A 16,044-nucleotide genomic window follows, 5' to 3' on the forward strand; every position below is an offset into this window, starting at 1 on the left:
AAAGGGACACCAGATGAAGCAGGGCATCCACCCCCAGTACGTCGAGACCTCCGTGGTCTGCGGCTGTGGGAACACCTTCCAGACCCGGAGCACGAAGGAGAGCGGCCAGATCACGGTCGAGGTCTGCTCCCAGTGCCACCCGTTCTACACGGGCAAGCAGAAGATCCTCGACACCGGCGGCCGCGTCGCACGGTTCGAGAAGCGCTACGGCAAGCGCAGCCCCAAGGGCGCCGCGGCCACCGAGGCCGACGCCTCGAAGTAGCCCGTCCGTCGACGCCCGTCCCGTGCACACGCACGGGGCGGGCGTCTTCGCTTTCTCCACCCCTCATCGCCAGAACGGAGTCGTATCGTGACCGAGAAGCCCGCGGGAACCGCGATCGACGACGTGCTGGCCGAGTACGCAGGCCTCGAGTCGCAGATGTCGGATCCGTCGCTCCACGACGACCCCACGACCGCGCGGCGTGTCGGCAAGCGTTTCGCCGAGCTCGCCCCGGTGATGACGACCCACACCCGGTTGTCCACTGCGCGTGACGATCTCGAGGCCGCGCGGGAACTGGCCGCCGACGACCCCTCGTTCGCCGCGGAGATCCCCGAACTCGAACTCGCGGTCGCCACCCTCGACGCCGCGCTCACCGATCTTCTCGCCCCGCGCGATCCGCACGACGGTGATGACGTGGTCCTCGAGATCAAGTCCGGCGCGGGCGGTGAGGAATCGGCACTGTTCGCATCAGATCTCGCGCGGATGTACCTGAAGTACTGCGAACGCCACGGCTGGAAGGCGCAGATCCTCGGCGTCACCGAGTCCGACCTCGGTGGCTACAAGGACGCGACGCTGTCGATCAAGTCGGCGGGGGACTCGCCCGACGGGGTGTGGTCCCGACTGAAGTTCGAGGCCGGAGTCCATCGCGTACAACGTGTTCCGGTCACCGAGTCCCAGGGCCGCATACACACCTCTGCCGCCGGGGTGCTGGCGTACCCCGAACCCGACGAGGTCGAGCAGATCGAGATCGACGAGTCCGACCTCCGCATCGACGTCTATCGCAGCTCCGGCAAGGGCGGGCAGGGCGTCAACACGACCGACTCCGCCGTGCGCATCACCCACCTGCCCACCGGCATCGTGGTCACGTGCCAGAACGAGCGGTCGCAGCTGCAGAACAAGGCCCGAGCCATGCAGGTGTTGGCCGCCCGTCTCCAGGCCGCGGCCGAGGAGAAGGCCCAGGCCGAGGCATCCGAGGGCCGGACGGCCCAGGTGCGGACCGTGGACCGCTCCGAGCGGATCCGGTCCTACAACTTCCCGGAGAACCGCATCACCGATCACCGGATCGGATACAAGGCGAACAACCTCGACTCCGTCCTCGACGGCGACCTCGACGCTTTGCTCGACGCCCTGACCGCCGCGGACAAGCAGGCCCGGCTCGAGGCGCAGTGACCGGGTCGGATTCCCCGACCGTCGACCTGCGCGCGACGCTGCGTGCCGCGACCGACCTCCTGCGCGCCGCGGGTGTCGCATCGCCACGGGTCGACGCCGAGTTGTTGACCGCACACGTGCTCGACGTCGACCGCGGGCGGCTGCTCGTCGTCGACGCGATCGACGCCGGGCAACGTGACCGCCTCGAGGGCCTGATCACGCGCCGCGCGGCCCGAGAACCTCTGCAGCACATCATCGGTCGAGCGGCCTTCGGTCCGATCGACCTCGCCGTCGGGCCCGGGGTCTTCGTGCCGCGCCCGGAGACCGAGGCGTTGCTCGGGTGGGCGGTGGGGGAGTGTGCCCGCCACGTCCCTGCGCCGGCGGTGGTCGATCTGTGTGCCGGCAGCGGTGCTCTCGCCCTCGCGGTGGCGGCCTCGGTCCCCGATGCATCGGTCACCGCCGTCGAGAACGATCCCGGGGCGTGGACGTGGTTGCTGCGCAACGCCGGTGAGACCACCGACGCGGTGCGCGGACGGATAACGACCCGGCGCGCCGACGTGCTCGACCCCGACGCGCTCGGCGACCTGCGTGCCGACGTCGTGGTGAGCAACCCGCCGTACGTCCCGCTCGGTGCATCGCTCGACCCGGAGGTCGTCGACCACGACCCCGCTGTCGCGCTCTTCGGTGGCGACGACGGCATGTCGGTGATCGCGCCGATGATCGGCGTGATCGCAGGCATCCTGCGCGCCGGAGGAGCGTGCGGCATCGAACACGACGACTCCACCTCCGACGCCGTCGTGGCGGCGTTCGAGTCCTCGGGTGCCTTCACCGACATCACCGCGCACGCCGATCTGGCCGGTCGACCCCGGTTCGTGACCGCCCGCCGGGTGACCGACGACCCCGGGTCGGCGGGCACGGGCGCGACCGATGGCGCCCGCGGGCACGTGCAAGGATGACTGCGTGAGCACGGTGTTCGATTGCAATGATGACCATTCCCGCAGCGCAGGGGTCCACGCGGCCGTCGGTGCGGTGCGGCAGGGTCGGCTCGTCGTCATGCCGACCGACACCCTCTACGGATTGGGTTGCGACGCCTTCGATTCCGACGCCGTCACCGCCCTTCTCGCGACGAAGAACCGGGGCCGCGACATGCCGGTGCCGGTGCTGGTGGGTTCCTGGGACACCATCGACGGCCTCGTGCTGTCGGTCAGCACCCGCATGCGTGAACTCGTCCGCGCCTTCTGGCCGGGCGGGTTGAGTCTCGTCGTCGAGCAGGCCCCGTCGCTGGCTTGGGATCTCGGCGACACCAGCGGGACGGTCATGGTGCGGATGCCCCTGCATCCTGTCGCGATCGAGGTCCTGCGCGAGGTCGGTCCGATGGCGGTGTCGAGTGCCAACCGGTCGGGACAGCCGCCGGCCACCACCGCCGAGGAGGCCCGCGGCCAGCTCGGCGATGACGTCTCGGTCTACCTCGACGGCGGTCCCGCCGCCCACGCCACGCCGTCGACGATCGTCGACCTGACCGGTTCGGCCCCACGCATCCTGCGGACCGGGGCCGTCGCCGCCGCGGAGATCGCCGAGGTGCTCGGCGTCGAGACGGCCACCCTCCTCGACTGACGCCCCGGGCGCCACATCCACGTCGGGCGCGTGCGGATGACCACATCGCGGTCGCGCACCAGTACCGTTGAGCCGTGTTTCTCGCGGCTGCAGACGTGTCCACCGGCGGTGCCGGTGTGCCCCTGCGCGAGTTGATGCTGGTCGGCCTCACCGCTGCCGTCATCACCTACCTCGCGACGGGATTCGTCCGTGTCGTGGCCACGCGGGTGGGCGCGGTCGCCGTTCCCCGTGTGCGCGACGTCCACGCGATCCCCACACCCCGGCTCGGCGGGGTGGGCATGCTCCTCGGGGTTCTCGCCGCGATCGTCCTCGCCCAACAGCTCCCTGCGCTCACGCGCGGCTTCGCCTACACCGACGACATGAACGCGGTGCTCGTCGCGGGGCTGGTCATCGTCGCGGTGGGCATCATCGACGATCGGTGGGGTCTCGACGCGTTGACGAAGTTCGTCGGTCAGCTGACGGCGGCGGGCGTCCTGGTGCTGATGGGCGTGAGCTGGACGGTCGTCCCCATCCCGATCGGCGACACCGGGACCGTCGTGCTCGACCCGCTGCAGTCGGGCCTGCTGACCATCGCGATCACGGTCGCGACCATCAACGCGATCAACTTCGTGGACGGCCTCGACGGTCTGGCCGCGGGCCTCGCCTTCATCGCCGCGCTGGCCATCCTCATGTTCTCGCTCGGTCTGCTCCGCGACCAGGGGGGAGACGTCAGCTACTACCCGCCCGCGCTGATCTCGGTGAGCCTGGCCGGTGCGTGCCTCGGATTCCTCCCGCACAACTTCCAGCCCGCACGCATCTTCATGGGCGATTCGGGATCGATGCTCATCGGCCTGATGCTGGCCACGGCGTCGACGAGTGCCTCGGGTCGCATCGCGGTGAACGCCTACGGTCCGGCCGACCTGTTCTCGCTGCTCTCGCCGCTGATCCTCGTCGCCGCGGTCATGTTCATCCCGATGCTCGACATGCTGCTCGCGGTCATCCGTCGGACCCGTGCGGGCGTCGGTTTCTACACGCCGGACAAGATGCACCTGCACCATCGACTGCTGGAACTGGGACACTCGCAGCGACGCGTGGTGCTCGTCATCTACCTGTGGGTCGCGGTCCTCGCGTTCAGTGTCGCGGCCAGCACGGTGTTCCCGGTGACCGTGGTCGCGCCCGCACTCGCCGCCGGCCTGGTCCTCGCGATGATCGCGACGATCGTCCCGCGACTGCGTCGTCGCGCCGTCGACCGCCGCGTGGAACCCCCCGCGACGCCTGTTCCGGGCGCGGTGAACCGGACATATTAGTCGGTGTAGTACTATGGCGCGTAGTAGGTCGGTCGACCTCAGCCGGGACCCGTCCCACCGAGCCCCACCCCACGTCACACCCCCGGCGGCAGGTTGATATGGTCACAGCAACCGGTGAGCTTACGTCCGCTTTACTTTGCGCGGCACGCACGCTCGATGGACAGTGCTCTGGCAACGGGCAGTGGACGACCGACCGTGAGGCCACCCGCCCGCACGACCGCGGCGCTCGACGACGAGCACCGCGCGCTCCCGACCCGAGGAGAGGCAGATGACGATGTCAGCCCCCGAGTCGACACAGTTCTATCCCGAGATCCCGCTCAGTCTGGCGCGCCCGGCGATCATCGCCGGCGTCGCGGCCACGGCGGTCCTCGTCATCAGTGCGGTGGTGGGGCACGTGTTCTTCGGCGTGTGGTTCGCCGTCGGCATGGTGCTCTCCCTCGCCAACGCGAAGATGGTCCAGGCGTCGGTCGGTGCCGCCACCGCCGACGACGAGAACCCCCGTAAGAAGCCCGTCGTACTCAACACGGCGGTGCGTCTGGGCATCATCACCGTCGCCGCACTCGCGGTGGCATTCATCTTCCGGCCCGAGGGACTCGGCGTGATGTTCGGGCTGGCGCTGTGTCAGGTGATCGTGGTCCTCTCCACGGTGATCCCCGTCATGAAAGGACTCCGCAAGCAGTCATGACCTCCGTATCCACATGGGCCGCAGAGGCCGAATCCGGGGCCGAGTCCGACTCCAAGATCGAGGTCGGACACCACATCGTCCGTGACTTCTTCGGGATGTCGTTCAACATCGACACCATCATCGGCACCGCCGTCGCCGCCATCATCCTGATCGGCCTGGCGTTCATCCTGCGGGCGAAGGTCACCTCGCGTGGCGTCCCCAACGGTGTGCAGCTGTTCTTCGAGGCCGTCACCAACCAGATGCGCGGTCAGATCGAGAGTTCGATCGGCATGCGCGTCGCGCCGTTCGTGCTCCCGCTCGCGGTGGGGTTGTTCACCTTCATCCTCATCTCGAACTGGCTCGCCGTGCTCCCCGCGCAGTACGGCAACTCCGAGGGCGTCGCCGGTGAGTGGCTCAAGCCCCCGGCGTCGGACATCAACTACGTCTACGCGCTCGCGCTGACCGTGTTCGTCTGGTACCACGCCGCGGGCTTCCGCAAGCGCGGTCCGCTCGGATACCCGGCGAAACTGGTGCGCGGCCACGTGATCGGGCTGGCACCGATCAACATCATCGAGGAGATCGCGAAGCCGGTCTCGCTGTCGCTGCGACTCTTCGGCAACATCTTCGCCGGTGGCATCATGGTCTCGCTGATCACGCTGTTCCCGCCGTACATCATGTGGGCGCCGAACTCGATCTGGAAGCTGTTCGACCTCTTCGTCGGACTCATCCAGGCGTTCATCTTCGCCCTGCTGACCATCCTCTACTTCAGTCAGTCGATGGAGTCCGAGGACGCGCACTAGCTCCACCGCGCACCAGATCTCCGTTCGGCACCCGCCGGACCGGACCAGACCGCCGAGAGGCCGGCCTCGAACGCGAGGCCGGACCCCACGGCCACGAAATACGACGGTCGACACCGCGTCGATCGCCAGACCTGGCTGATGACCGCATCGGCCGACACCAGAACTGGCACCGTGAGTGCCAGTACAGCGAAAGGGAAAGTCACATGGATCCAACGATTGGAATGGGCGCACTGATCGGCGGCGGCCTGATCCTCGGCGGCGGTGCCATCGGCGCCGGCATCGGCGACGGCCTGGCCGGTGCTCAGCTGATCGCGGGAATCGCCCGTCAGCCGGAGGCCCAGAGCCGCCTGTTCACGCCCTTCTTCATCACCGTCGGCCTCGTCGAGGCCGCGTACTTCATCAACCTGGCATTCATGGCGTTGTTCGTCTTCGCCACGCCGATCTCGGCTTCCTGACCACGGGGCCCGGGTAGACACGGAATCAGGTAGACACCATGGCGCTCGCCGCACAGAACTTCCTCATACCGAACGGCACGTTCTTCGTCGTGCTGATCATCTTCCTCATCGTGCTGGCCGTGATCGGCAAGTTCGTCGTCCCGCCGATCAAGGCGGTGCTCGAGGAGCGGGAGGAGACGGTCACACAGACCGGGCACGACAACCGGACGGCCACTGAGGAGTTCGAGAACGCCGAAGCGGAGTACCGCGAGGCGATGAAGTCGGCTCGCGGCGAGGCCACCGGTATCCGTGACGAGGCCCGGGCCAAGGGGCGCGAGACGCTGGAGCAGATGCGCCAGCGCGCCACCGCCGAGTCCGACGGCGTGCTGGCCGAGGCCACCACGCAACTGCGGTCGGAGGGCGAACAGGCCGCGGCCGCGGCCCGTCAAGACGTCGGCCGCCTCTCGTCGGAACTCGCGAGCAGGGTCCTCGGGTTCGAGGTCTCCGCAGATGACGCGGCGTTCGACAAGCAGGCCACGACCAGCGGGACGGTGAGCTGACCATGGGGATCTTCATCGGACAGCTCGTCGGTTTCATCGTCATCGTCTTCGTACTGGTGCGCTACGTCGCGCCACCTGTGAGTGCGGCGATGAAGAAGCAGCAGGACACCATCGCCACCCAGCTCTCCGAGAGCGAAGAGGCGAAGAAGCGTCTGGTCGAGGCGAAGGAAGCCCACGCCAACGCGGTGGAAGAGGCCCGTGCCTCGGCCAGCCAGATCCGCGAGGAGGCCCGAGGCGACGCCCAGGCCATCGCCGAGGAGATGGCGGCGCAGGCCGACGCCGAGGTCAAGCGCATCACCGAGCACGGTAAGACGCAGGTCGCGCTCAACCGGGCCAGCCTGGTCCGCCAGCTGCGCGGTGACCTGGGTCTGGCCTCGGTCGACCTCGCCGGGCAGATCGTCCGCCGTCACCTCGGCGACGTCTCCGCCCAGCAGGAGTCCATCGACCGCGTGATCTCCGAGCTCGAGGGCATGGCCGGTCCGGACGATGTCGACTCGCGTATCTCCGCACCGTCGGATCTCGTCGGACTCCACTCGATGCGTGCGGCGAGCCGCGATTCGGTCCGCGCACTCAGCAAGGAGTTCGAGACGCGCACCGGCTCGCTCGACGCCGACGGACTGACCCGGCTCGCCGGGGAACTCGCCGACGTCGTCGACCTCCTGGGTCGCGAACCCGTCCTGCGCAAGCATCTCGCGGAGCCCTCGGACGACACCGAGGCGAAGACCGCACTCTCCGACCGCATCTTCGCCACCTCGGGCGAGGACACCCGGGCGCTTCTGCACAGTGCGGTGACCGGCCGCTGGTCGGCGACGAGCGACTTCACCTTCGCGATCGAGCGTCTGGCGCGGTACGCGCTGCTCATCGTGGCGGAGAAGGCCGACTCCATCGACGACGTCGAGGACGAGCTGTTCCGCTTCGGCCGGCTGCTGGTGGCCGAGCCCAAGCTGAGCGCACTGCTGTCCGATGTCAACGCGCCGATCGAGGGACGACTCGGACTGCTCGACACCGTGCTGGCGGGCAAGGCGAACGAGACCACCGCGGCTCTCATCACCCAGACCGTGCGCCTGCTCCGTGGCCAGTCGGCCGCCTCGGCGGTGTCGGACCTGGCCGAGCTGGCCGCGGCGCGGCGAGGGGAGTCGGTGGCGCACGTCGTCGCCGCAACCGACCTCTCCGCCGAGCAGCGTGAGAAGTTGACCACCGTCCTCGGTCGGATCTACGACCGTGAGATCTCCACCCAGGTGGAGGTCGACCCCGACCTGCTCGGTGGACTGCGGATCGCCATCGGCGACGAGGTCATCGACGCCGACATCGCGACCCGTCTGGCCCGCGCGGCCGACGAGCTGCCCACGTAGTCGCCGACCGGCGACCCACCAACCACAGATCACACCCCTACGCAAGGAAGACGAAAACCCATGGCGGAGTTGACGATCTCATCTGACGAGATCAAGGGCGCTATCGAGCAGTACGTCTCGTCGTTCACAGCAGAGGCATCCCGCGAGGAGGTCGGTGTCGTGACCGACACCTCCGACGGCATCGCGCACGTCAGCGGCCTGCCCGGCGCGATGGCCAACGAGCTCCTCGAGTTCCCCGGCGGCGTGCTCGGCGTCGCGCTGAACCTCGACGAGGACGAGATCGGCGTGGTCATCCTCGGTGACTACGAGTCGATCGAGGAAGGTCAGCAGGTCTCGCGTACCGGCGACGTGCTCTCGGTCCCGGTCGGCGACAAGTTCCTCGGTCGCGTGGTCAACCCGCTCGGCCAGCCCATCGACGGTCAGGGCGAGATCGAATCCGCCGAGGACCGTGTGCTGGAGCTCCAGGCCGCCAGCGTGCTCGAGCGCCAGCCGGTCGAGGAGTCGCTCGCCACGGGCATCACGGCCATCGACGCCATGACGGCCATCGGCCGCGGCCAGCGCCAGCTGATCATCGGTGACCGCAAGACCGGCAAGACCGCGGTCTGCATCGACGCGATCCTGAACCAGAAGGCGAACTGGGAGACCGGTGACCCGGCGAAGCAGGTGCGCTGCATCTACGTCGCCATCGGTCAGAAGGGTTCGACGATCGCCGGCGTCAAGAAGGCGCTCGAGGACGCGGGCTCGCTGGAGTACACGACCATCGTCGCCGCTCCGGCCTCGGATTCGGCCGGCTTCAAGTGGCTCGCGCCCTACACCGGCTCCGCGATCGGCCAGCACTGGATGTACGAGGGCAAGCACGTCCTCATCGTGTTCGACGACCTGACCAAGCAGGCCGAGGCCTACCGCGCCATCTCTCTGCTGCTGCGTCGCCCGCCGGGTCGCGAGGCGTACCCCGGAGACGTCTTCTACTTGCACTCGCGTCTGCTGGAGCGGTGCGCGAAGCTGTCAGACGAGCTCGGCGGCGGCTCGATGACCGGCCTGCCGATCATCGAGACCAAGGCCAACGACGTGTCGGCGTTCATCCCGACCAACGTCATCTCGATCACCGACGGCCAGGTCTTCCTCGAGTCCGACCTCTTCAACAAGGGTGTGCGTCCGGCCATCAACGTCGGCACCTCGGTGTCGCGTGTCGGTGGCGCCGCGCAGACCAAGGGCCTCAAGAAGGTCAGTGGTTCGCTGCGTCTGGAGCTCGCACAGTTCCGTGAGCTGGAGGCCTTCTCGGCCTTCGCCTCCGACCTCGACGACGCGTCGAAGGCGCAGCTCGAGCGAGGCGCCCGGTGGGTCGAGCTGCTCAAGCAGAACCAGTACAGCCCGGTGTCGGTCGAGGACCAGATCATCACGATCTACCTCGCCGGTGAGGGTCACTTCGACTCGGTTCCCGTCGACGACGTCAAGCGCTTCGAGGGCGAGCTCGTCAGCCACCTGCACCACGCCGCGTCGGGTGTGTACGACTCGATCGCCGGCGGCAAGGCGCTGTCGGACGATCAGGCCGAGGCCTTGGTCGCCGAGGTCAACAAGTTCAAGCAGGGCTACCTGACGAGCGACGGCTCGCGTGTGGTGAACGAGGAGGAGTCCGGCTCGCTGGATCCCGACGAGGTCGCCAACGAAGAGATCAAGCTCAAGAAGAAGTAGACCGGTGACCAACCATGTCCGTACGACCAATCCGAAAGGGGTGTGAGGCAGCCGATGGCAAGCATCCGTGAACTGCGCTCACGCATCAGGTCGGTGCAGTCGACGCGCAAGATCACCAAGGCGCAGGAGCTGATCGCGACGTCCCGGATCACCAAGGCCCAGGCCAGGGTGACCGCGTCCAAGCCCTACGCCGAGGAGATGACGACGGTTCTGACCGAGCTCGCGAGCAAGTCGAGCACGCTGGACCATCCGTTGCTCGTCGAGCGTCCCGAGCCCAAGCGGGCCGCCGTGCTGGTGGTCACCAGCGACAGCGGCCAGTGTGGTGGCTACAACTCGAACGTGCTGCGGGAGACGCGCGAGCTGCTCTCCCTGCTGCGTGACGAGGGCAAAGAGCCGATCATCTTCGTGATGGGTCGGAAGGGATTGCTGTACTTCACCTTCCGTGACATCGAGGTGGCCGGCTCGTGGACCGGCTTCAGCCAGCAGCCGCGGTACTCCGACGCCAAGACGGCCACCGACCGACTGGTCGACCTGTTCGTTGCCGGCTCGGGTGAGCAGGTGGAGGCCGACGGCGACGAGGATCTGCCGTCGACCGAGGGCGTCGACGAACTGCACATCGTCTACACGCGATTCGCGTCGATGCTGAGCCAGGTGCCCGAGGTCCGTCGCATGGCGCCGCTGGTGGTGTCGAGCGACGACGAGGGCGACGACGGCGACGACTCGGACGCGAACCCGGATCGGAACTACTCGTTCGAGCCGGGCGCGGAGACGTTGCTCTCGGCCCTGCTGCCCAAGTACATCGCCACGCGCGTGTACGCGGCGCTGCTCGAGGCCGCGGCCTCGGAGTCGGCGGCACGACGCACCGCCATGAAGGCGGCGACCGACAACGCCGACGAGCTGATCACCGATCTGTCGCGGCAGGCCAACCAGCTCCGCCAGGCACAGATCACCCAGGAGATCAGCGAGATCGTCGGCGGAGCCAGCGCACTCGCGAAATGACGCAACGGCCGCGCGCGAGCATCGCTCGTCGGGGCCACGAACACACGACAACGACGTAACGGCCCCCGAAGCCAGGAAGTGACCACCATGAGCACAGCAACAACCGAAGCCCCCAGCGGCTCCTCGGCGACCGAGTCGGCGGGGCGCGTAGTCCGCGTCATCGGTCCCGTCGTCGACGTGGAGTTCCCGCGCGGGTCGGTTCCGGAACTGTTCAACGCCCTCCACGCGAAGATCGCACTGAAGTCCGTCGCCAAGACCCTGACCCTCGAGGTCGCGCAGCACCTCGGCGACAACCTGGTGCGCACCGTCTCGATGCAGCCCACCGACGGCCTCACCCGTGGCACCGAGGTGAGCGACACCGGTCGTTCGATCTCGGTTCCCGTCGGCGACGTCGTGAAGGGCCACGTGTTCAACGCCCTCGGCGACTGCCTCGACGCGCCGGGTACCGGCCAGGACGGCGAACTGTGGAGCATCCACCGCAAGCCGCCGCCCTTCGACCAGCTCGAGGGCAAGACCGAGATCCTCGAGACCGGCATCAAGGTCATCGACCTGCTGACTCCGTACGTCAAGGGCGGCAAGATCGGTCTGTTCGGTGGTGCCGGTGTCGGCAAGACCGTTCTGATCCAGGAGATGATCACCCGTATCGCCCGTGAGTTCGCCGGTACCTCGGTGTTCGCCGGCGTCGGCGAGCGCACCCGTGAGGGAACCGACCTCCACCTCGAGATGGAGGAGATGGGCGTCCTCCAGGACACCGCCCTGGTGTTCGGTCAGATGGACGAGCCGCCGGGCACGCGTATGCGCGTCGCCCTCTCGGCCCTGACCATGGCCGAGTACTTCCGCGACGAGAAGCACCAGGACGTGTTGCTCTTCATCGACAACATCTTCCGTTTCACCCAGGCCGGTTCCGAGGTCTCGACCCTGCTCGGTCGTATGCCGTCCGCGGTCGGTTACCAGCCGACCCTGGCCGACGAGATGGGCGAGCTCCAGGAGCGGATCACCTCGACGCGCGGTAACTCGATCACCTCGCTGCAGGCGATCTACGTCCCCGCCGACGACTACACCGACCCGGCACCCGCGACCACGTTCGCGCACCTCGACGCCACCACTGAGCTGTCGCGCCCCATCTCGCAGCTCGGCATCTACCCGGCCGTCGACCCGCTGACCTCGACCTCGCGCATCCTCGAGGCCTCGATCGTCGGTGACGAGCACTTCCGCGTCGCCAACGAGGTCAAGCGCATCCTGCAGAAGTACAAGGAACTGCAGGACATCATCGCCATCCTCGGTATGGACGAACTGTCCGAAGAGGACAAGGTCACCGTGCAGCGTGCCCGCCGCATCCAGAAGTTCCTGGGTCAGAACTTCATCGTCGCCGAGAAGTTCACCGGCCAGAAGGGCTCGGTCGTCCCGCTGTCGGACACCATCGAGGCGTTCGACCGTGTCGCCAAGGGCGAGTTCGACCACCTGCCCGAGCAGGCGTTCAACAGCTGCGGTGGTCTCGACGACGTGGAGGCCGCGGCCCAGAAGATCTCGGGGAAGTGATCGACGCCCATGGCTGACACAGGCTTTCCGGTCGAGGTCGTCTCCGTCGAGGAACGGCTGTACTCGGGCGAGGCCACCTTCGTGATCGCCCAGACCACCGAGGGCGAGCTCGGCATCCTCAACCATCACGAGCCGCTTCTGGGACAGTTGATCCCCGGCGGGTTCGTGATGATCGAGCAGTCCGACGGCAAACGTCGCGTCGCGTCGGTGCAGGGAGGGTTCCTCTCGGTCACCGGTGAGACGGTCACGGTGCTGGCGGAGTCCGCCGAGTGGGCTCGTGACATCGATGTCGACGCCGCGCGCGCCGACCTCGAGTCGTCCGAGGAGGGCACCGAGGAGCACGAGCGTGCACTGTCTCGGATCCGAGCGGTGGAACAGCTGAACCAGGAGAAGTGATCTCCACCTCGCCAGATGCCCACGGCGTTGTCGCCGTGGCATTCTGGGGAGGTCAGCGCCGATACGGTGCCGATCCCCGCAAACACGTCGTGTTTGCGGGGATCGCTGTATCCGGCGCGCGACACACCGGCGCGGACACGATGCCCTGCGGTCGGCGGGGCTCGGACAGGAGGTGGCGATGAACACGACGACGGTCGTGGTGACCATCGCCGTCGCGCTCGCTGTGCTCGCCGTGGGGATGGTCGTGGTCGTCGGTTCCCGCGTGAACCGGTTGCGCAACAGCGGAACCGCGGTGCTCCTGCGCCCACTTCCGGCCGGACCCGACCAGGGCTGGCGGCACGGCATCGTCCGCTACGACGACAACACGATGGTCTTCTACCGGTTGAGCAGTCTCCGCACGGGACCGAGCGAGGTCATCGCCCGGCAGTCCATCGAGACCCGGGGTCGCCGTCGTCCCCAGGGCACCGAGGTCGACGTGATCGACGCGATGACGATCGTGGAGATCGGCGCCGACGGGGCGGACTACGAGCTGGCCATGGCCCCGGGCGCGATCACCGCGTTCCAGTCGTGGGTCGAGTCTCGGCCGCCGGTCCGGTCGCAGCGTCGCCGCTCGGCCTGACGGCTCAGTCCTTCGCCGACGGACGTTGACGTTCGCCGCCGGGTGTCCACAGCACGTCTCCGTCGGTGTTGACCGCGCGCGAGAGGATGAACAGCAGATCGGACAGTCGGTTCAGGTACCTCGCCGGCAACGCCGACATGTCGTCGGGGTGCGCTGACACGGCTGCCCACGCCGATCGCTCCGCGCGCCGGACCACGGTTCGCGCCTGGTGGAGGAGCGCGCTCAGGACGCTGCCCCCCGGGAGGATGAACGAGTCGAGCGGCGGCTGACCGTCCGCGAACTCGTCGCACCACGTCTCGAGCGCATCGACGTACGACTGCTGCACCCGCAGGGGCGGGTACTCCGGATCGGGTACGACAGGCGTCGCGAGGTCGGCGCCTGCGTCGAAGAGGTCGTTCTGGATCGTGACCAGGACCGCCCGCACGTGGTCGTCGGGCGCACCGAGCGCGATCGCGGTCCCGATCGCGGCGTTGGCCTCATCGCAGTCGGCGTACGCGACGACGCGGGCGTCGGTCTTGCTGACACGGGAGAAGTCGCTGAGTCCGGTGGTGCCGTCGTCGCCGGTGCGTGTGTAGATCTTGGTGAGGTGAACGGCCATGCAGGTCAACCTACCGTCTGTGTCGGTGGCGCTCCCGGGGCCGACCGTGGGCCGGGGGTCGATAGGCTCAGGGGGTGAATGATCGCTTTCTCGTCACCGGAGGTGCCCGCCTACAGGGTGAGGTGTCCGTGGTGGGAGCCAAGAACAGTGTCCTGAAGCTCATGGCCGCTGCCTTGCTCGCCGAGGGGCGGACGACGATCACGAACTGCCCCCTGATCGCCGATGTCCCGTTGATGGCGGAAGTGCTTCGCGGACTGGGTGCCACGGTGGTTCTCGACCGCGAGGTCGTCCACATCGACACGCCGGCCCAGCCCAGCTTCCACGCCGATTTCGACGCGGTGAAGCAGTTCCGTGCCTCGGTCTGTGTGCTGGGGCCGTTGCTCGCCCGATGTCACCGCGCGGTCGTCGCGCTGCCGGGCGGCGACGCCATCGGGTCGCGTCCGTTGGACATGCATCAGGCCGGTCTCCGTGCACTCGGTGCACAGAGCACGATCGAGCACGGATGCGTGGTCGCCGAGGCCGACCGGCTCACCGGTGCGGCGGTGGCACTGGAGTTCCCCTCGGTGGGGGCCACCGAGAACATCCTGATGGCGGCGGTGCTGGCCGACGGTGTCACGACCATCGACAACGCCGCGCGCGAGCCCGAGATCGTGGACCTCTGCGAGATGCTGACCCAGATGGGGGCCGACATCGCAGGTGCAGGGACCTCGACGCTCACCGTGCGGGGCGTCGCCACCCTGACACCGACCACACACTCGGTGGTGGGGGACCGGATCGTCGCCGCCACCTGGGGGGTGGCCGCGGCCATGACACGGGGGGACATCACAGTCACCGGGGTGAACCCGGCGCACCTGCAACTCGTGCTGCACAAACTCGGCGATGCCGGGGCGCTGGTCGACCGCTTCGACAACGGGTTCCGTGTACGGCAGCTCGACCGACCCACCGCGGTGAACTTCTCGACGCTCCCGTTCCCGGGGTTCCCGACCGATCTGCAGCCCATGGCCATCGGGCTCGCGGCCGTCGCAGAGGGTATGTCGGTCATCACCGAGAACGTCTTCGAGGCACGCTTCCGTTTCGTGGAGGAGATGATCCGACTCGGGGCCGATGCGAGGACCGACGGTCATCACGCGGTGATCCGTGGGATCGAGCAGCTCTCGAGTGCTCCGGTGTGGTGCTCGGACATCCGCGCCGGCGCGGGGTTGGTGTTGGCGGGGTTGGTCGCCGACGGTGTCACCGAGGTGCACGACGTCTTCCACATCGATCGTGGGTACCCGGAGTTCATCGACAAGCTGCGCGGCCTGGGTGCCGAGATCGAGCGGGTCACCGGCACCTGAGGGCCGATTCGTGTGGCGTGGGTCTCAGTATTGCTGTCCAGCAGTCGATTTCGACCGAAAACGGGGCGGACGTACCAGGAACGCCGCAGGTCACACCGGGTGCGACACGCCCTTCACCACCCGATTTGACGCCGCTGCCGCAATCCGCGTAACTTCTTCCAAGTCAGCGCGCCACGGCGCCGCCCCGGAGAGAGATCACCGGGTAGAAGGAAACCGGGCTTCAGCGCAGACCATCACAGATCCACTGATCACCGCGTGAGCGGGGTTCACGACTGCGGTGGGCAGAGTCGAGATGGCCTCCCGAACACCGGGTTGGCGTCGCCGAGAACCTCTGCTAGGCTGGAAAAGTTGCCCCGGAGACGGAGTGACAACATCTGAACAAGTTCACGAACGGACGGCCTCGACGAGGTCCTGACGACGTGGGTGTGTGTTCTTTGAGAACTCGATAGTGTGTTGATGGATTGTTTATGCCATTTTTTGTGGTGTCGGTTTTGAGTCCGGCACTGTTTTTTGTTGATGCCGCCCTTTCGGGGGTGGTTGTCAGTTGTTTTTTTGGTTGGGATTTTTTCTCTGCTGGGAAGATTGTGTTGAAATCCGCGTTGCCTTCTCTTTTGGGGGGGTGCGTGTTTTTCTCTGGTTTTTCATGGAGAGTTTGATCCTGGCTCAGGACGAACGCTGGCGGCGTGCTTAACACATGCAAGTCGAACGGAAAGGCCCTTCGGGGTACTCGAGTGGCGAACGGGTGAGTA

At 67.4% G+C, this 16,044-nt stretch carries 17 protein-coding genes and 1 rRNA gene; 17 read left to right on the forward strand and 1 reads right to left on the reverse strand.

What is annotated here, in order from left to right:
* The first annotated feature begins 13 nt into the window (after positions 1 to 13).
* The 15 genes from rpmE (at position 14) to TU34_RS07725 (ending at position 13,363) form a co-directional block, all read left to right on the forward strand.
* Positions 14 to 262 carry a 50S ribosomal protein L31 gene (gene rpmE, locus TU34_RS07655; RefSeq protein WP_045822200.1) on the forward strand — a complete coding sequence of 83 codons (249 nt, stop codon included), beginning with the start codon at positions 14 to 16 and terminating at the stop codon, positions 260 to 262.
* 87 nt (positions 263 to 349) lie between these two features.
* A complete protein-coding gene (gene prfA / locus TU34_RS07660; protein ID WP_420835165.1) occupies positions 350 to 1,429 on the forward strand; it encodes a peptide chain release factor 1 in 1,080 nt (359 codons plus the stop codon).
* A complete protein-coding gene (prmC, locus tag TU34_RS07665) occupies positions 1,426 to 2,364 on the forward strand; it encodes a peptide chain release factor N(5)-glutamine methyltransferase (RefSeq protein WP_082079982.1) in 939 nt (312 codons plus the stop codon). The genes prfA and prmC overlap by 4 nt, the downstream gene beginning before the upstream one ends.
* 4 nt (positions 2,365 to 2,368) lie before the next feature.
* Entirely contained in the window at positions 2,369 to 3,022 is a 654-nt protein-coding gene (locus TU34_RS07670) for an L-threonylcarbamoyladenylate synthase (protein WP_045822305.1), read from the forward strand.
* A gap of 134 nt (positions 3,023 to 3,156) precedes the next feature.
* Positions 3,157 to 4,308 carry a glycosyltransferase family 4 protein gene (locus TU34_RS07675; RefSeq protein ID WP_082080012.1) on the forward strand — a complete coding sequence of 384 codons (1,152 nt, stop codon included), beginning with the start codon at positions 3,157 to 3,159 and terminating at the stop codon, positions 4,306 to 4,308.
* A 268-nt stretch (positions 4,309 to 4,576) separates the two neighbouring features.
* A complete protein-coding gene (locus TU34_RS07680; RefSeq protein WP_045822203.1) occupies positions 4,577 to 4,993 on the forward strand; it encodes an ATP synthase subunit I in 417 nt (138 codons plus the stop codon).
* Positions 4,990 to 5,772 carry a F0F1 ATP synthase subunit A gene (gene atpB, locus TU34_RS07685; RefSeq protein WP_045822204.1) on the forward strand — a complete coding sequence of 261 codons (783 nt, stop codon included), beginning with the start codon at positions 4,990 to 4,992 and terminating at the stop codon, positions 5,770 to 5,772. The genes TU34_RS07680 and atpB overlap by 4 nt, the downstream gene beginning before the upstream one ends.
* A 203-nt stretch (positions 5,773 to 5,975) precedes the next feature.
* The gene (locus tag TU34_RS07690; RefSeq protein ID WP_045822205.1) at positions 5,976 to 6,227 is read left to right on the forward strand and encodes a F0F1 ATP synthase subunit C; all 252 of its coding nucleotides are present in this window, start codon (positions 5,976 to 5,978) and stop codon (positions 6,225 to 6,227) included.
* Between the two features lie 38 nt (positions 6,228 to 6,265).
* Positions 6,266 to 6,766, forward strand: coding sequence for a F0F1 ATP synthase subunit B (locus tag TU34_RS07695; RefSeq protein WP_045822206.1), 501 nt, complete (start codon positions 6,266 to 6,268; stop codon positions 6,764 to 6,766).
* A gap of 2 nt (positions 6,767 to 6,768) precedes the next feature.
* A complete protein-coding gene (locus tag TU34_RS07700) occupies positions 6,769 to 8,118 on the forward strand; it encodes a F0F1 ATP synthase subunit B/delta (RefSeq protein ID WP_045822207.1) in 1,350 nt (449 codons plus the stop codon).
* A gap of 60 nt (positions 8,119 to 8,178) precedes the next feature.
* The gene (gene atpA / locus TU34_RS07705) at positions 8,179 to 9,810 is read left to right on the forward strand and encodes a F0F1 ATP synthase subunit alpha (RefSeq protein ID WP_045822208.1); all 1,632 of its coding nucleotides are present in this window, start codon (positions 8,179 to 8,181) and stop codon (positions 9,808 to 9,810) included.
* Between the two features lie 54 nt (positions 9,811 to 9,864).
* Positions 9,865 to 10,809 (forward strand): F0F1 ATP synthase subunit gamma, encoded by a 945-nt coding sequence (locus TU34_RS07710; protein ID WP_045822209.1) that lies wholly within the window; start codon positions 9,865 to 9,867, stop codon positions 10,807 to 10,809.
* An 87-nt stretch (positions 10,810 to 10,896) separates the two neighbouring features.
* The gene (gene atpD, locus TU34_RS07715; protein WP_045822306.1) at positions 10,897 to 12,348 is read left to right on the forward strand and encodes a F0F1 ATP synthase subunit beta; all 1,452 of its coding nucleotides are present in this window, start codon (positions 10,897 to 10,899) and stop codon (positions 12,346 to 12,348) included.
* 9 nt (positions 12,349 to 12,357) lie between these two features.
* Positions 12,358 to 12,744: a F0F1 ATP synthase subunit epsilon gene (locus TU34_RS07720; protein WP_045822210.1), complete on the forward strand. Its 387-nt coding sequence runs from the start codon at positions 12,358 to 12,360 to the stop codon at positions 12,742 to 12,744.
* 178 nt (positions 12,745 to 12,922) lie between these two features.
* Positions 12,923 to 13,363 carry a DUF2550 domain-containing protein gene (locus tag TU34_RS07725; protein ID WP_045822307.1) on the forward strand — a complete coding sequence of 147 codons (441 nt, stop codon included), beginning with the start codon at positions 12,923 to 12,925 and terminating at the stop codon, positions 13,361 to 13,363.
* 4 nt (positions 13,364 to 13,367) lie between these two features.
* On the opposite strand, the gene TU34_RS07730 is transcribed toward TU34_RS07725, so the two are convergent.
* Entirely contained in the window at positions 13,368 to 13,961 is a 594-nt protein-coding gene (locus tag TU34_RS07730) for a cob(I)yrinic acid a,c-diamide adenosyltransferase (protein ID WP_045822211.1), read from the reverse strand.
* Between the two features lie 74 nt (positions 13,962 to 14,035).
* Between TU34_RS07730 and murA the strand changes: the two genes are divergently transcribed.
* Together murA and TU34_RS07740 are read left to right on the forward strand one after the other, a co-directional pair.
* The gene (murA, locus tag TU34_RS07735) at positions 14,036 to 15,295 is read left to right on the forward strand and encodes a UDP-N-acetylglucosamine 1-carboxyvinyltransferase (protein WP_045822212.1); all 1,260 of its coding nucleotides are present in this window, start codon (positions 14,036 to 14,038) and stop codon (positions 15,293 to 15,295) included.
* Positions 15,296 to 15,935: 640 nt separating this feature from the next.
* Positions 15,936 to 16,044 (forward strand): 16S ribosomal RNA (locus TU34_RS07740); the annotation flags it as partial.

Origin of the sequence: Williamsia herbipolensis, assembly GCF_000964005.1 — a bacterium.
GTDB classification, from domain to species: Bacteria; Actinomycetota; Actinomycetes; order Mycobacteriales; family Mycobacteriaceae; genus Williamsia_A; species Williamsia_A herbipolensis.

Coding starts and splice junctions, on each gene's coding strand:
- TU34_RS07690 (WP_045822205.1), top strand. CDS start 5,976: ATGGATCCAACGATTGGAATGGGCGCACTGATCGGCGGCGGCCTGATC.
- TU34_RS07675 (WP_082080012.1), top strand. CDS start 3,157: ATGCTGGTCGGCCTCACCGCTGCCGTCATCACCTACCTCGCGACGGGA.
- TU34_RS07700 (WP_045822207.1), top strand. CDS start 6,769: ATGGGGATCTTCATCGGACAGCTCGTCGGTTTCATCGTCATCGTCTTC.
- TU34_RS07680 (WP_045822203.1), top strand. CDS start 4,577: ATGACGATGTCAGCCCCCGAGTCGACACAGTTCTATCCCGAGATCCCG.
- atpD (WP_045822306.1), top strand. CDS start 10,897: ATGAGCACAGCAACAACCGAAGCCCCCAGCGGCTCCTCGGCGACCGAG.
- TU34_RS07710 (WP_045822209.1), top strand. CDS start 9,865: ATGGCAAGCATCCGTGAACTGCGCTCACGCATCAGGTCGGTGCAGTCG.
- atpB (WP_045822204.1), top strand. CDS start 4,990: ATGACCTCCGTATCCACATGGGCCGCAGAGGCCGAATCCGGGGCCGAG.
- TU34_RS07695 (WP_045822206.1), top strand. CDS start 6,266: ATGGCGCTCGCCGCACAGAACTTCCTCATACCGAACGGCACGTTCTTC.
- TU34_RS07720 (WP_045822210.1), top strand. CDS start 12,358: ATGGCTGACACAGGCTTTCCGGTCGAGGTCGTCTCCGTCGAGGAACGG.
- rpmE (WP_045822200.1), top strand. CDS start 14: ATGAAGCAGGGCATCCACCCCCAGTACGTCGAGACCTCCGTGGTCTGC.
- atpA (WP_045822208.1), top strand. CDS start 8,179: ATGGCGGAGTTGACGATCTCATCTGACGAGATCAAGGGCGCTATCGAG.
- TU34_RS07730 (WP_045822211.1), bottom strand. CDS start 13,961: ATGGCCGTTCACCTCACCAAGATCTACACACGCACCGGCGACGACGGC.
- TU34_RS07725 (WP_045822307.1), top strand. CDS start 12,923: ATGAACACGACGACGGTCGTGGTGACCATCGCCGTCGCGCTCGCTGTG.